The sequence below is a fragment of the Streptomyces sp. NPDC005706 genome (assembly GCF_040631045.1).
GTDB lineage: Bacteria > Actinomycetota > Actinomycetes > Streptomycetales > Streptomycetaceae > Streptomyces.
Map to the genome: position 1 here is coordinate 18,179 of NZ_JBEXYS010000004.1, position 14,641 is coordinate 32,819.

Sequence of the window (14,641 nt, forward strand, 5' to 3'; positions counted from 1 at the left end):
CATCCCACTACCCGTCTGCGGGCAGATCGGTGCGCGGTGCGGTGATCAGATGCACGCCGACCCGCTTGACCAGCAGTGTCATCTCGTAGGCGACCTGCCCGACGTCGGAGTCGGCGTCGGAGAGGACGGCGAGGCAGCTGCCGTCCCCGGCGGCGGTGACGAACAGGAAGGCGTCGTCGAGTTCGACCACGGTCTGGCGGACGCTGCCCGCCTCGAAGTGGCGGCCTACGCCCTTTGCGAGGCTGTGGAAGCCGGAGGCGACCGCGGCCAGGTGTTCGCTGTCCTCCCGGGTCAGGTCCTTGGACACCCCCGTGGGCAGGCCGTCGCCGGAGAGCACGACGGCCTTGCGGATGCTGGCGACCCGGTCGACGAGGTCGTCGAGGAGCCAGTTCAGCTCGCCCTTGTTCGGCTCCGTGTGGCCGGTGGCCTTCGGTGCGGTCATCGACCGTCCCCCTTAGTCGTTCCTTGTGCTGTGCCGTTGCGTGTGTCGTCGCCCGAGGCGTTCTCCTCACGGCCGCGCTGCCAGCCGCGCTGCAGCGAGGCCATCCGGTCGCGGACCTCGTCGGCGTCGCGGTCGGCCTGCTCCGCGGCGCGCTCGGGGCGCCGTGCGGGTTCCTGCTTCAGCTGCGGGGCGAGACTGGCCTGCCGTACGCGCCGGGGCAGCGGCCCGGCACCGGACGCGGGCTCGGGGGCCGGACCGTCCGCGGCCGGGGTGCCCTCGCCGGGGCCACGGCCGGAAGCGGCCAGCGGAGACCGGGCCCGCCGGGGCAGCGCCGGGATCTCGGGGGTCTGTTCCGCGCCGTCGCCCGGGGGAACCGTGGGCTCGTCCGCGCGCCCGGGCGCAGCGGGCGTCCACCGGGCCGCCGTGCCGCGCCGGCGGGCGGGCAGCGGGGCCGGTCCCACGGTGTCGGTGCGGCGCGGGCCGGGCGCGGGCTGGTCGTCGGGGTCGCCGCGCCGGGCGCGCTGTTCGACGACCGGCCGGCCGTGCGAGCTGACCAGCTTGGGCGTCTGGCGCCGCGGCAGCGGTACGGGGCCACCGGTGCGGCCGGTGTCCGGGCTGCCGGCGATCCGCGGAGGGACCGGCTGATGCGGCTCGTCGGACAGTGCGATCCGCCGCTCGTCGGGCTGGTCGCGGGTGCGGCGGGAGCGGAACAGGCCGCCGCGCTCGCTCTCCTCGTCCGTCAGCGCACCCGGGAAGTCACCGATGGCGTCCAGGTCCACCGGCGCCTCCAGCTCGACCGGCCCGTCCAGCAGGGAGGTCGGCAGGCCGGGGAGCTGTGCGGGAGCCTTGGGCCAGGCGGGGCCGAGGCCCACGGCCCGTCCGGTCTCCTTCGCCGGCCGGTCGCGGTCGAGGCGGAAGCCGATGCCGTTGGTGTCCGGGACGTCGTCGGACAGCAGCAGGTCGGGGATGAAGACGACGGCGGTGGTGCCGCCGTAGGGGGACGGTTGCAGGGAGACCCGCACGTTCTGGCGCTGGGCCAGGCGGCTGACCACGAACAGGCCGAGCCGGTCGGTGTCCGAGAGCTCGAACTCGGGTGTCTCGGCGAGCCGGAGGTTGGCGTCCAGCAGGGCCTCGGCGGTCATGCCGAGACCCCGGTCGTGGATCTCCAGGGTGAAGCCGTTGGCGACCCGTTCGCCGAGGACCTGGACGGCGGTGTGCGGCGGCGAGAAGACCGTGGCGTTCTCGAGGAGTTCGGCCACCAGGTGCGTGACGTCGGCGACGGCCGGCCCGGTGACGGCGACCCGCGGCAGGCGCCGGACCTCGATGCGCTCGTAGTCCTCCACCTCGGCGACCGCGGCCCGGACGATGTCCATGAGCTGGACGGGGCGGCGCCACTGCCGCGAGGGTGCCGCGCCGGAGAGGATCACCAGGCCCTCGGCGTGCCGGCGCATGCGGGTGGTGAGGTGGTCCAGCCGGAAGAGGTCGGCGAGTTCGTCGGTGTCCTCGGTCCTGCGCTCCATGGTGTCGAGCAGGGTGAGCTGCTTGTGCAGCAGGACCTGGCTGCGGCGGGCGAGGTTGACGAACACCTCGGAGACGCCGGACCGCAGTTCGGACTGTTTCACCGCGGCCTCGACGGCGGCGCGCTGGAGGGTGTTGAGGGCCTGGCCGACCTCACCGATCTCGTTCTTGTCGTACTCCAGCCGTGGCACCTCGGTCTCCACGTCGACCCGCTCACCGGCGGAGAGGCGGCGCATCACGCTGGGCAGCCGCACGCCGGACGCCTCGTGCGCCTCCAGGCGCAGCTTGCGCAGGTCCCGCACGAGGCTGCGGCCGACGCGCACGGACAGGACGACGGACAGGAGGAGGGCGACCAGGCCGAGGACGCCCGCGACGGCCGCCTGCACGATGACGCCGACCGCGACGGGCCGCATCCGGTCCTGATAACGGTCGCCGGCCTGGTCGTCGAGGGTGCCGAGTTCGTCGAGGACGCTCGCCGCGGTGGAGTCCCAGCTCCGGGCGGTGACGCCGTGCGGGGTTGCCGGACCGGTGCCTGTGACGGACTGCTCGGCCGCCAGCAGCGGGGCGGTGATGGCGTTCTCCCAGAAGCGCTCGTACCGGTCGCGTTCCGCGGCGGGGAGCAGCGGCAGGCTGATGTCGTAGAGCAGGTCGCGCTGGGCGACGAGGTCGGAGATGTCGCGGGTCTCGTCGCGGGAGACCTTGCCCACCACCAGCGCGGAGCCGAGCAGCGCGTCCTCGCGGGAGAGGAGTTCGCGGGCGCGGGTGAGGTTGACGAGGGCTCGGGCCTGCTCGTTCATCTCGACGCTGTCGATGCCGTCGAGGGAGGCCAGCAGGGTGTAGCAGGGGTCGATGAGACGGTTGTAGCGGTCGAAGGCCTGGGCGCGGCTGACCGTGCGCGCCTCGACGCCGCGGCGCAGGGAGTCGAGGCCGTCGAAGGCGTCCAGGACCGTGGTCAGACGCTCGCTGTCGTCCCCGTCCATGCCGTCGAGGACGTCACGGTTTTGGGCGTGCTCGCGGATCTCGGTGAGGTAGCGGTCGGTCGCGGTGCGGGTGCGGTGAAGCGCCGAGAGTGCGTCGGCCGCGCGCGGGTCGGCGAGGTAGACGAGGGTCTGGCGGCGTTCCTGCTGCAGGCCGCGGGCGGCATCCTCGGTGGGATAGCCGATGTCCTGCACGATGTCGGACACGCTGAACAGCCGGGCGACCTCACGACCCGTGAGTACCGTGGCGAAGCCCCAGACGGCGGTCAGGGACACCAGCGGCACGAGAAGCAGCGCCACGATCTTCCGGCGGATCGACTTCCCGCGAAAGCGCATGGCCTCCCCCAGCTCGACCCCCGCCGGTCGGGGGTACACATGTGCGTCAACAAACGGCGCGAGCCTACTACCGCCGCACAGATAACTCGAAGACGCGTGTGGCGTGCGAACTTCCGCACCGACGGCGAGAGATGGCGAGTTGTCAGGGCATTGCGGGACTTTGCGCCCGGGGTACGGGGGCGCGCGACTCGAGCGGCCGGAGCAGTACGGACAATTGGTTGGCTGGATTTTTTCGCCGATGGGAATCTTCGCGGCTCGTCACTCGTCTTTCCTCATGGGAAATGGGGGCGGAATCGGACGCAGGAGCCGCATCCCGCATCCCGGCGGCGTAAAAGTGCGCAAGCCGGGCAGCCACTGGGAGTCGGCGTCTTCGGACATCGGGGCAAGGGGCCTGCCGGCGGTGGGGAGTGACACGGTGATGGGCACGGCGGAGCGGGGCGGAGCGACCGTGGAGAGCGTGGCGGAGCGCTCGTCGGTGCGGCGGCACCTGGAAGCACCGGATCGCGACATTCCGGCGCATGAGCGCGCCGGGGAGTCCATTGGCGAATTCCGGCAGCGGGAGCGGCAGTTGTGGGTCGAGGAGCCCGCGCGGCGGCGCCGGATGCCCGACCCGGTGCGTACGGCGGCGGTGCGGGCGGTCCTGATCGCCTCCGTGACGCTGATCCAGGCCATGGTGGCGTTCCTGTGCACGATGGCCGGGTCCTGGCTGGCCTTCCCGATGGTGATCAGCAGTGTGGTCAGCACGATCGTCGCCACCTGGGGCGTGGCCGACGTCTGGGTGACCCGTCAGGTGTGGAACCAGCGGTACGGCGTCGTCTCCGAGCCGAGCAGCACGGCCCGGGCGCTGCGCCGTGAGCGTCGGGGCCGTCGGCGTCAGGACCGGGCCACCCTTCGGGAGCAGGCGCGGATACGCCGGCGGGGCGGCACCGGGCAACTGTCGCACTCCTGACGGAGCAGGCCGGACGGGAGGGCCGGCGGGGCCGGCCCTCGGCCGGGCCCCGCACGCGCGATCAGGGGTTCGCGGAGGCCGGTCGTTTGAACATGCGGGTCGCCGTGATCTCGCTGTGCACCGCCTCTCCGGCCTGCGGCTGCTGCGGCAGACCGGGCCGGAGGTGCTCCTCGACGCTAATGTACTTCAGGCCCGCCCTGAGGTCGGCGTCGTTGCGGAGCCGGATGACGAGTGGGAACTCGGCCAGTGCGGTCGTGTCGAACAGGCCGGTGGTGTACAGCAGTTGCACACCCAGCGCGTCGGACACCGCCCGCTGGAGTTCGAGCAGGTAGGTGGCGTTCGCGCGGCCGATCGGGTTGTCGAGGAACAGCGTTCCCGCGTGCCGGTGCTTGTCACGGCCCCGGTCGTTGGAGCGCAGGGCGGCCATCGTGCAGTACAGGGCGATGGCGGCGGTGAGCAGCTGTCCGCCGGAGAACACGTCGCCCATCTGGCCGACGGGAACGCGTTCGGCGCGCAGCACGGCGTCCGGCTTGAGGATCTCCACGGCCACGCCCTTCGGCTGCAGCGCGGCCGCGACTCCGCGCAGCAGCAGCGACATGCCGTCGCGCCGCAGGTCGGAGTTCTTCTTCACGGCCGCGCGCGTGGCCTCGTCGATGACCTCGCCGAGCCGTTCGGTGAGCGTCGCCTGGTCGGGCTCCTCGAAACGGATACGCAGGAACTCCTGCCCGGACCACTCACCGAGCCCTTCCGGGAGACGGGAGAGCCGCTGGGCGGAACGCAGGGTGGCGAGGGCGGACTCGACCAGCCCCCGGAGCCGGTCGACGATCGAGTCCCGGTTGCGCTCCAACTGGGCCAGTTCGTCGGTGAGGACACGCAGGCGGGGCGCGAAGGCGGCCGCCCACTTCTGGGCGTGCTCGGGCAGCGCGGAGGCGGGCAGCTCACGGATCTGCTGCCGGGCGGGGGTGCGTACCTGCTCGTACCGCGTGGAGTTGGCGTGCCGCACGAGCACGTCGCTCGCCTCGCGCACGGCCGCCTCGGCGGCGGACAGGTCGGCGGCGCAGCCGCGCAGGGAGCGGCGGGCCTCGGCGGCCGAGTGCCGGGCCTCCTCCAGAATGCCTGCGTAGGGCTCCGGCTCCTCCTGCTCCTCGTCGGCGGTGTGCTCACGCAGCAGGTCGCGCAGCATGGCGGCGATCTCGTCGAAGCCGCTGGCGGCGTCCTCGGCGGCCCGGTGGGTCTCCAGCAGCTCGGCGTGCGCGTCCCGGGCCTCGGCCAGCGCCTCGGTGCGGGCGGCGAGTTCGGCCATGGCGGTGCGCAGCAAGGCCTGAGCATGCTCGGCGTCGCGCGGGGTGAGTTCCCCGGACAGCTCGGTGTGCGCCTCGCCGTCCTCGGGGGCGTGTCGTTCGGTCTCGCCGCGCAGCCGGCCGAGCTGCTCGCTCGCGGTGGACATACGGGTCTCCAGGAGCTGCACCAGCTCCTCCGCGCGCGCGGCGGCCGCCTGCCGGGAGGGGCCGTCGGAGCCGTCCGGTGACTGGAGCAGCTGCTCGGCGCGGGTGCGGACCTTGTTGCTGAGGCGGTCGAGTTCGGCCCGGGCGGCGCTCTCGTCGCTCTCCGCGCGGGCCTGCTCGGCCCGGAGGTCGGCACCGACGCCGACCTTCTCGTACACCTGGGAGGCGGCTCGGTAGGCCTCGCGCAGGGCGGGCAGGGAGGTCTTCGGCGCGTCGGCGTCCGCCGCCGGCAGGTCGTCGGGGGCGCCCGCGATCTCGGAGCGCTCGGCGCGCAGCGCACGCGCGGTGCGGCGGGCGTCGTCGGCGGCCCGCTGGGCGGCGCGGCGGTCCTCGTCGGCGGCGCGGGCGCGTTCCAGGCAGGCCTGGGCGCGGGCCTCCGACTCGGCGGCCTCGTCGGCGAGTTCGCGGAGCCTGACCTGCCAGCCGGCGCGCTCGCGCAGCCGGAAGGCGAGTCCGGCGAGGGCGTCGGCGGCGCGCCTGGCCCGCTGCGCGGCCTCCTGCCTTTCGTCGCGGACTTGCGTGGCCTCGGCGGCGGTCTCGTCGGCCTCCGCGCGCACGGTGCGCGCCTCGGCGAGCTCGGCCTCGCTCTCCTCGGCGAACGCGCGCGCCTCCTGGGCCGCCTCGCCCAGCTCGGTGAGCCGTCCGGCCGGACAGCCGGTGCGCCAGGAGGCGAGGCGGGCCGCCAGCTCGCGGTCCCGGCCGAGCCGGGCGGCGAGCGCGCGGATCTCGTCGTCGCGCTCGGCGGCACGCGCGCGCAGGGCCTGCCGCTCCTCGTCCGCCGCGTGCTCGTCGTGCATGGCGGGGTTGGGCGGCACCAGGAAGACGTCGCCGGGGGCGGTGCCGGGCGCCGGGGCATGAGCCAGCAGGGCCGCTGCCGTGCCGACCGCCACGGCGGAGCGGGGCAGCAGGGCGGCGTCGCCGAGCGCCTCGCGGGCACGCGCGTGCGTGTCGGGGTCGGTGATGATCACACCGTCGACCAGTTCGGGGCGGGCGGCGAGCACGCGCGTGTGGTCGGCGGGGTCGACGGCCTGCGCGAGGTAGCGCCATCCGGGCAGCGCGGGGATGCCGTGCTCGCCGAGGAACTCGACGGTGGCCAGCACGTCGGGTCCGGGCGGCAGCAACCCGCCGTCGCCCAGGGCACCGAGGATGCGGGCGTCGTCGGCGGCGGCCGTGCGCAGGTCGAACAGGTGCCGTTCGGCGGTCGCCACGGCGTCGTCGAGGAGTTCGCGCAACTCGTCGGCGAAACGGTCGAGTTCCTCGGGACCCAACGGGCCCTCGGCGCGCGAACGGGTGGCTGCCGCGGGGTCGCCCGCCCGCATCGACGGGTCGGCAACCCCGCTCCTGGGCGCCGGCACCCCGGGCCGGGCCGCCCCGGCCGGCAGGCTCAGCAGCTCTGCGAGCCGGTCCTCGGCGGCAAGGGTCTCGGCGAGGCGCCGCTCGGCGTCGTGGGCGCGTTCGGCCGCGGTCGCGGCGTCCGCCGCGCGGGCCGCCGTCAGCTCGGCGCGCGCCTCGGCGGAGGCCGCCTCGCGGGCGTGCTCGGTGGCCTTGCGGGCGGCCTCACGGGCCGCGTCCCAGGCGGCGACGGCGGTCTTCTCGGCGTCGCTCGCGGCGAGCGCGGCGCGGGCCGGGTCGGCGTCCGGCGCGCTGTCGTCGAGCCAGCCCGCGCGCACCGCCTCGGCCGTCTCCTGCTCGACCTCGGTGAGGCGCTGGCGCAGGTGCCCGGCCTCGCTGCGGGCGCGCTGGCTTTCGGTGGCGGCGGCGGTGGAGTCGCGGTAGCCGCTCTCACCGGCCTCCTGGAGGGCCGCCGAGCGCTCCTCCCCCTCGTTGGCGAGGGTTTCGGCGCTCTCGGCGGCCGCGTGCAGGGCCCTGACGAGATCCACGGCGGCCTTGGCGCGGGCGGCGAGCGCGGGGGCCGCGTCCCGCTCGGCCTCCTGGATGGCGGCGGACACGCGCGTGACCCGGTCGGCGGCGGCGCGGTGCCGCAGCACGACCTCGGCGGCCTGCCAGGCGGAGTGAAGGGTGCGTGCGTCGGCCAGCTCGCGCTTCTGCGCGGCGGCGGCCTTCTCGGCGGCGGCGAGCGCCAGGGACGCGTGCCGGTAGGCGAGTTCGGCGGCGATGAGCGAGCTGCGCTCGCGCGCCCCCTCGGAGTGCGTGACGGCGTAGGCGGCGGCGGTGACGCGCTGCGCCAGGTCGGCGGCGCGCACCCGCTCCCGCACGGCCCGCGCGGACAGCCGCCGGGCCAGGGTGCGGGTGCGGCGTTCGGCGCCGGAGTGGACGTCACGTGCGCGGGAGCGCGTCTCGGCGGCCTCGACGATCCGCCCGAGCAGGTCGACGGAGCCCGCGGTGAAGTCCCGCTCCGCGATCAGTTCGGCCCGGCGGCCGAGCTTGTTGCCGAAGCCGCTGACCAGGTCGGCGAGGCCGTCGGTGTCGCGGGTGTCGGTGACCGCGCGCAGCAGCAGGTCGGTGAAGTCGGAGTCCTTCTTGACCGCGAAGAGACCCGCCGCCTCGCCCTCGTCGGCGTTCATCTCCCGCTGGTAGCGGAAGAGTTCGGGGTCGAGGCTGAGGTCGCCGAGGTGCTCGATCCAGCGGTCGTGGATCTCCTCCCAGTGAACCTCCAGGTGGGGGTAGGCCTTGCCGGCCTCGGTGAGGGCGTCGCGGAAGCCCTTCATGGTGCGGCGGCGGCCCTGGGCGCCCGAGCTGCCCTCGACGCGCGGCCGTACCGCGGTGGACTCGGCGACGGGCAGGTTGTCCAGGCTGAGGCCGGGGCCGGGCCGGAAGGAGTACCAGGCCTCGGCGAACTTCCGGGGGTCGGTGGAGACCTGGCGGCCGCGCCACTCGCTGACCTTGCCGACGACGACGCACTCGCCGGTCTGCACGTGCTGCCACTCCAGCGCCACGTGCCCGCAGTCGTCGGCGAGCAGGAACTTGCGCAGCACGCCGGAGCTGGCGCCGCCGAGGGTGTTGCGGTGTCCGGGCAGCATCACCGAGAAGATCAGCTTGAGCAGGACGGACTTGCCGCCGCCGTTCTCCAGGAAGAGCACGCCCGCGGGCGCGGGCCGGCGCGGCGGGCCGGACGGCTCCTCCGCGAAGAACTCCGCCTGCCTGGGCGCGGGGTCGGGCACGGGCCCGCCCACTCCCCGCAGGTCGAGCACGGTGTCGGCGTAGCGCGCACCGGCCGGCCCGATGGAGTAGAGGCGGACCCGGGACAGCTCGTACATGGCGGACTCTCGTAAGTCTGGTCAGGAATGCGGTGGATCAGGAGTGGAACGGCAGCCCGGCGTCGGCCACCAGGTCCAGGTCGTCGGTGTCCTCTGCGGCGAGCAGGCTGGCCGAGCCGTCGGTGACCGGGACGACGCCCAGCTCCAGCAGCTCGGCCATCGCGGCGGCGCCGGCCAGGTCGCGGACCTGGAGCTGGTAGCGCGCGGTGGTGCGGTAGGTGCCGCCGTGGTCGTCCCCGGTGCGCTGCAGGAAGCCGGAGTCGGTGAGGAAGGCCGCGGCCTTGGCGACGATGCCCGTGGTCGAGGCGGCCGGCCGGCGCGCGTCCTTGGTAGCACCGGTCGCGCTGCGCCGGGCCCAGATCCGCCAGGCCGCCTCGAGGCCGGGCGCGTCGGTGGCCGGGTCGGTGTTCTCGCCGCGTTCCTCGGCCCGTTCCTCCAGCCGGCGGCATGCCTGCCGTACGAAGGCGTCGACGCCGTTGACGGTGATCCGGCCGATGTAGGAGTCGTCGGCCAGGTCCTCCGGGCGCGGGAACGCCAGCGCGGCGACGGCCAGGTGGGCCAGCCCGTGCAGGAAGCGGTCCCCGGAGTCGGCGGCGGTGCGACGCGCGTAGTCGCCCATGCGGACGGCGAACACCGAGTCCTCGGCGGCCGTCACGGCCATCCCCGCGCGCGGGGACACCTCGAGCACGATCAGGCCGAGGCCGGCGGCGACGGCGTCCGCGAGCCGCGCGAACGCCGGTTCCTCGCGGTAGCGGCGCAGCAGATCGGTGTACTCCTGGTCGCGTGCGGGCTGCAGTTTGGGCTGCAGCCCGAAGGCGACGAGCCGCGCCGCGTCGGCGGCGTCGGCGGGGGTGACGGCGGCAGACGCCGACGGGGCCGGGGCCTCCGTGTCACTCCACTCGACGTGCTCGGTCACGGTCTGGGCTCCTTGTCGCGGTCTCGCTCACTCATGCTGCTTCCGTCCGGTCGGCGGCCATTCCCGCCGCGTCCAGCAGCGCCGTTCCGACGATCAGGTCGGCCCCGCCGAACTCGGGGTCGTCCAGCTCGGTCCCGTCGTCGACGGCGAACAGCAGCTTCTGCTCGCCCTGCCGGTAGGCGGTGCCGACCGCGGGGCTGGCCGCGTGCACGGCCAGCAGCGCGACCAGGTAGGGCAGTTCGGGGTCCTGTCCGCGTGCCTCGGCGAGCAGTCCGGACAGCCTGCGCGGGGCGTCCGCCGGCAGATCCAGCAGTTCCATGGCGGCGGCGAGCTGTTCCTCGCTGAACCGGCTGTCGTCCGGGGTCGCGATCAGGTCGGGCTCGGGCATCTCCGCGCCCAGGTGCTCCCGTTCCACCGGCGGCGTCAGCAGGATGTCCACGAGGTCGCCGACCCGCACCGCCACCGGGGTGCGCAGCCCGGTGGCGCTGGCGAAGAAGGCGTCCGTGACGCGGACCGCCCGCTCCAGCGGCAGCACAAGCGCGGGCGCGAGGAGGTGGCCGTACAGGTCGGTCCCGGAGGTGGACGCCGCCGGGGCGAACGCCTGTCTGTCCTGTTCGGCGCGGAACAGCGGGCCCGCCTCCAGCAGCCGGGACTGCAGCTGGGTGTGCCGGCGGATGCAGTCCTTGACGATGTCCACCAGCTCGGCCGCGCGGCGCTTGTTCCCGGGGTCCTCGGTCTCGTCGCGGGCCTTGCGGATGTTGGTGAGGATCGCGTTCTCGTGCCGGTAGCGGTCGGCCACGTGGTCGAGTGCCTCGGCGATCATGTCGGGCACGGCGTTGAGCCAGTCGACCGCGCGGACGTTGCGCCGGGTGGCCTCCAGGGCGCGGCGCAGGGTCTCCGAGTACTGCACGGTGCGGTAGCGGGCCTGCTCGGCGGCGAGCTGGGCGTCGGCGAGACGGCCCCGGTTGATCAGTACCTCGAGCTTTACCTCGGCGGCGATCTGCGCGCTGGTGACGTCGGTGTCCAGGGCGCCGACGAGAACGTTGACCGCTTCGTCGGTCGTGCGCAGGTAGACCGTGCCGCCGGGGCCGGGGACCTCTTCGATCAGCTTGAAGTCGTAGTCACGGCGGACGTAGGTGCCGTCGGGCGCGAACGTGCCGTACACCGCGCGGAAGCCGCGGTCCACGCTGCCGACGTTGATCAGGTTCTCCAGGACCCAGCGGGCCACGCGCTCGTGCTCGGCGGGGGGCCGGTGCGGGGCCTGGGCGGCGATGCGCGGGACGAGCCGGGCCACGATCTGCTCGTGGTCGGCGCCCGTGTCGAAGTCCATGTTCAGTGTGACCAGGTCGATGGCGGCCAGGGCCACCTCGGCCATGCCGTACACGGAGTACTCACCGGCCAGGCTGGACTTGCGCGCGTCGAGGTCGTGCAGCGGTGCCGTGCAGGCGAGCGCGCGCAGCCGCCGCGCCAGCCCCTCGTCGGCGGCCGGGCCCGGTGCCGGGCGCGGCCCCGCGCTGAGCTGGGGCGGAACGCTGTCCGTCGATGCAGGCGAAGTCACGGTGCACAGACTAGGTCCTCGGTCTGACAACGACCCAAACGACGCAGAAGCGACGGCCGTCACAGACGCTCGACAGGCGCCGGGAGCCGGCCCCGCGGGCACGGTGAGTGATCTCGGCCGGCGCCCGGCACGAGAAGGACTCGACGCGCACCGGGTGTCAGGAGGAGGTGTCCTCGCCGACCCGGCGCCGGTACACCTCCACGACCCGTTCCAGCGAGTCGGCGAGGTAGGTGCTCAGCAGCCGCTCGGCCTCGCGCCGGTCCCCGGCCTGCAGGGCCTGCAGGATCTGTCGGTTGCGGGCGAGGTACGGCTCGTGCAGCCGGCGCGGGTGGTCGACGACGTGGAAGGCGAGCCTCAGCTCGGCGAAGACGCTGCGCATCAGCTCGTCGGTGCGTTCGCTGCCGGCCAGCGCCACCAGTTCGCGGTGGAAGTGGATGTTGGCCGTGCCCAGCGCTTTCCAGTCGTTCTCGTGGGTGGCGACCTGCCCCTCGGTGACGGCCGCGGCCAGTCCGTCGAGCGCGTACGGCGGCTCACCGAGGCCGCGGACGACGGCGCACTCGACCAGGGCGCGGATGCGGTAGATGTCCTGGACGTCCTCCACGGTCAGGACCCGGACGAAGACACCGCGGTTGAGTTCGTGGACGAGCAGACGCTCATGGGTGAGCAGCCGGAACGCCTCGCGCAGGGTGTTGCGGGAGACCCCGAGCGCGCCGCCGATGGCGTCCTCGGACAGGCGGGTGCCCGGCGGGAAATAGCCCTCGGCGACCCGGCTGCGGAGGATGTCGGAGACCCGTTCGGCGGTGCTGGTGCGCCCGAGGAGGGCACGGTCGTCGGCCAGTCCCGTCAGCTGCTCTGCCATGCCCGGAATTCAATCGCAGTCGGGGGAACGGGACAACAGGGGTATTGAAGGATCGTTGAACGATCCTCTACGGTGCTCGGCACGGCACAACTTCCGCACGGCATCGCCCAGTTCACCGCACCCTCCGTCCCCTCTCTGCGAGGTGCCCATGAGCGCGACCCCTCCGCCCCGGTCCGCGACACCGGACCAGCGACCGGCAACAGGTGAACGCACCGCCGACGACGGCGCGTTCGGCTGGCTGCGGGCTCTCGGCCCGCGCGGCCGCCAGGCGTTCGCCGGAGCTTTCGGCGGATATGCCCTGGATTCCTACGACTACTTCACGCTGCCGCTGAGCATGGTGGCGCTCGCGGCGTACTTCGGCCTGGACAGCGGCCAGACCGGCCTGTTCACCACCGTCACTCTGGTGGTCTCCGCGGTCGGCGGTGCCGTGGCGGGGGTGGTCGCGGACCGGGTGGGCCGGGTCCGGGCGCTGATGATCACGGTGATCACGTACGCCGTCTTCACCGTGGCCTGCGGCTTCGCGCCCAACTACGAGACGCTGCTGGTCTTCCGCGCCCTGCAAGGTCTCGGTTTCGGCGGCGAGTGGGCGGTCGGCGCCATCCTGGTCGCCGAGTACGCGAGCGCCAGGCACCGGGGCCGTACCCTCGGCGCCGTCCAGAGCTCCTGGGCGGTCGGCTGGGCGCTGGCGGCGGTCGCCTACACGCTGGTCTTCTCCTTCGCCGGTGACGACCTGGCCTGGCGGATCATGTTCTGGACCGGCGCGCTGCCCGCGCTGCTCGTGGTGTGGCTGCGGCGCCGGGTGCACGACGCGCCCGAGGCGACCGTGGCCCGCGAACAGAGCCCGCGGCGCGGCTCGTTCACGGCGATCTTCCGGCCGGCCACGGACGGCGATCCGGGTCTGCTGCGCACGACGGTCTTCGCGAGCCTGCTGTCCACGGGCGTGCAGGGCGGCTACTACACGCTGGCGACCTGGGTGCCGACGTACCTCAAGAGCGAGCGCGGCCTGTCCGTGGTGGGCACCGGCGGTTATCTGACCTTCCTGATCTCGGGGGCCTTCCTCGGCTACCTGGCCGGCGGCTACCTCACCGACCGGCTCGGCCGGCGACGCAACATCTGGCTGTTCGCGCTGCTCTCGGCGGTCTGCGTGCTGGCCTACGCCAACATCCCGCACGGCGCCGACACGCTGCTGCTGGTGCTCGGTTTCCCGCTCGGCTTCTGCATGTCGGCCATCTTCAGCGGCTTCGGTTCCTACCTGAGCGAGCTGTACCCGACGGCGGTGCGCGGCACCGGTCAGGGCTTCACGTACAACACCGGCCGCGCGGTGGGCGCGGTCTTCCCGACCCTGGTGGGCTTCCTGGCCGACAGCTGGGGCGTGGGCGGCGCGCTGGTCTTCGGCGCGGTCGGCTACGGCCTGGCGGCGCTCGCCCTGCTCGGACTGCCTGAGACGCGCGGGAAGGAGCTGGCATGACGCGGGTGGACCGTACCTCCGACCGGCCCGTGGCCCTCGTCGACGAGCACGCGCACGCGTGGAGCCCGCAGACCGCGCGGACCCGTTTCCGGGAGGGTCTCTCCGGACCGACGGCGGGCGTGGCGGCCGGGCACGCCCAGGCCAACCTGATCGCGGTGCCGGCCGACTGGGCCTACGACATGCTGCTGTTCTGCCAGCGCAACCCAAAGCCCTGTCCCGTGCTGGACGTCACGGACGCGGGTTCCGCCACGACCGTGCTCGCCCCGGGCGCGGATCTGCGCACCGACCTGCCGCGCTACCGGGTGTGGCGGGACGGCGAACTGGCCGAGGAGCCGACGGACGCGCGCGCGTACTGGCGGGACGACCTGGTGTCGTTCCTGCTGGGCTGCAGCTTCACCTTCGAGTGGGCGCTGGCCGGGGCGGGCGTCCCGATCCGGCACGTGGAACAGGGCCGCAACGTGCCGATGTACGTGACCGGCAGGCAGTGCCGCCCGGCGGGCCGGCTGCGCGGGCCGATGGTGGTGTCCATGCGCCCGGTGCCGCCGCGGCACCTGCGCACCGCGATCCGGGAGAGCGGCCTGCTGCCGGCCGTGCACGGCGGACCGGTGCACTGCGGCGATCCCGCGGCCCTCGGCATCGAGGACCTCGGCCGGCCCGACTTCGGTGACCCGGTGGACGCCGCGCCCGACGACATCCCGGTGTTCTGGGCGTGCGGGGTGACCCCACAGGCGGCGGTGATGGCGTCCCGGCCGCCGTTCGCCATCACCCACGCACCGGGCCAGATGTTCCTGACCGACGTGCGGGATGAGCAGTACCGCGTGGCCGGCGTCGACTGACACGAGCGAGCGGCACACCCGGCACGACAGCCCGGACGACACCCGACACGAGGACCGGA

Annotated in this window: 9 protein-coding genes; 3 read left to right on the forward strand and 6 right to left on the reverse strand. The window is 73.9% G+C overall.

What is annotated here, in order from left to right; translation table 11 throughout:
• Window positions 1-7: 7 nt before the first annotated feature.
• Both ABZ478_RS09125 and ABZ478_RS09130 read right to left on the reverse strand, forming a co-directional pair.
• On the reverse strand, window positions 8-442 hold the full coding sequence (locus tag ABZ478_RS09125; RefSeq protein WP_359546785.1) for a roadblock/LC7 domain-containing protein: 435 nt from the start codon (window positions 440-442) through the stop codon (window positions 8-10).
• Complete coding sequence (locus ABZ478_RS09130; protein ID WP_359546786.1) at window positions 439-3,273, reverse strand: nitrate- and nitrite sensing domain-containing protein; 2,835 nt, start codon at window positions 3,271-3,273, stop codon at window positions 439-441. The genes ABZ478_RS09125 and ABZ478_RS09130 overlap by 4 nt, the downstream gene beginning before the upstream one ends.
• A gap of 400 nt (window positions 3,274-3,673) precedes the next feature.
• Between ABZ478_RS09130 and ABZ478_RS09135 the strand changes: the two genes are divergently transcribed.
• Complete coding sequence (locus ABZ478_RS09135) at window positions 3,674-4,222, forward strand: hypothetical protein (RefSeq protein WP_359546788.1); 549 nt, start codon at window positions 3,674-3,676, stop codon at window positions 4,220-4,222.
• Window positions 4,223-4,283: 61 nt separating this feature from the next.
• On the opposite strand, the gene ABZ478_RS09140 is transcribed toward ABZ478_RS09135, so the two are convergent.
• From ABZ478_RS09140 to ABZ478_RS09155, 4 genes are all read right to left on the reverse strand, one after another.
• Window positions 4,284-8,945 carry a hypothetical protein gene (locus tag ABZ478_RS09140; RefSeq protein WP_359546790.1) on the reverse strand — a complete coding sequence of 1,554 codons (4,662 nt, stop codon included), beginning with the start codon at window positions 8,943-8,945 and terminating at the stop codon, window positions 4,284-4,286.
• A 37-nt stretch (window positions 8,946-8,982) separates the two neighbouring features.
• A complete protein-coding gene (locus ABZ478_RS09145; protein WP_359546791.1) occupies window positions 8,983-9,861 on the reverse strand; it encodes a hypothetical protein in 879 nt (292 codons plus the stop codon).
• A gap of 31 nt (window positions 9,862-9,892) precedes the next feature.
• Complete coding sequence (locus tag ABZ478_RS09150; RefSeq protein ID WP_359546793.1) at window positions 9,893-11,419, reverse strand: hypothetical protein; 1,527 nt, start codon at window positions 11,417-11,419, stop codon at window positions 9,893-9,895.
• 157 nt (window positions 11,420-11,576) lie between these two features.
• Window positions 11,577-12,278 (reverse strand): GntR family transcriptional regulator, encoded by a 702-nt coding sequence (locus ABZ478_RS09155; protein WP_359546794.1) that lies wholly within the window; start codon window positions 12,276-12,278, stop codon window positions 11,577-11,579.
• 148 nt (window positions 12,279-12,426) lie between these two features.
• On the opposite strand from ABZ478_RS09155, the gene ABZ478_RS09160 reads away from it, so the two are divergent.
• Both ABZ478_RS09160 and ABZ478_RS09165 read left to right on the forward strand, forming a co-directional pair.
• Window positions 12,427-13,746, forward strand: a complete 1,320-nt coding sequence (locus ABZ478_RS09160; protein WP_359546796.1) for an MFS transporter — start codon at window positions 12,427-12,429, stop codon at window positions 13,744-13,746.
• On the forward strand, window positions 13,743-14,582 hold the full coding sequence (locus tag ABZ478_RS09165; protein ID WP_359546798.1) for a putative hydro-lyase: 840 nt from the start codon (window positions 13,743-13,745) through the stop codon (window positions 14,580-14,582). The genes ABZ478_RS09160 and ABZ478_RS09165 overlap by 4 nt, the downstream gene beginning before the upstream one ends.
• The last annotated feature ends 59 nt before the right edge of the window (window positions 14,583-14,641 follow it).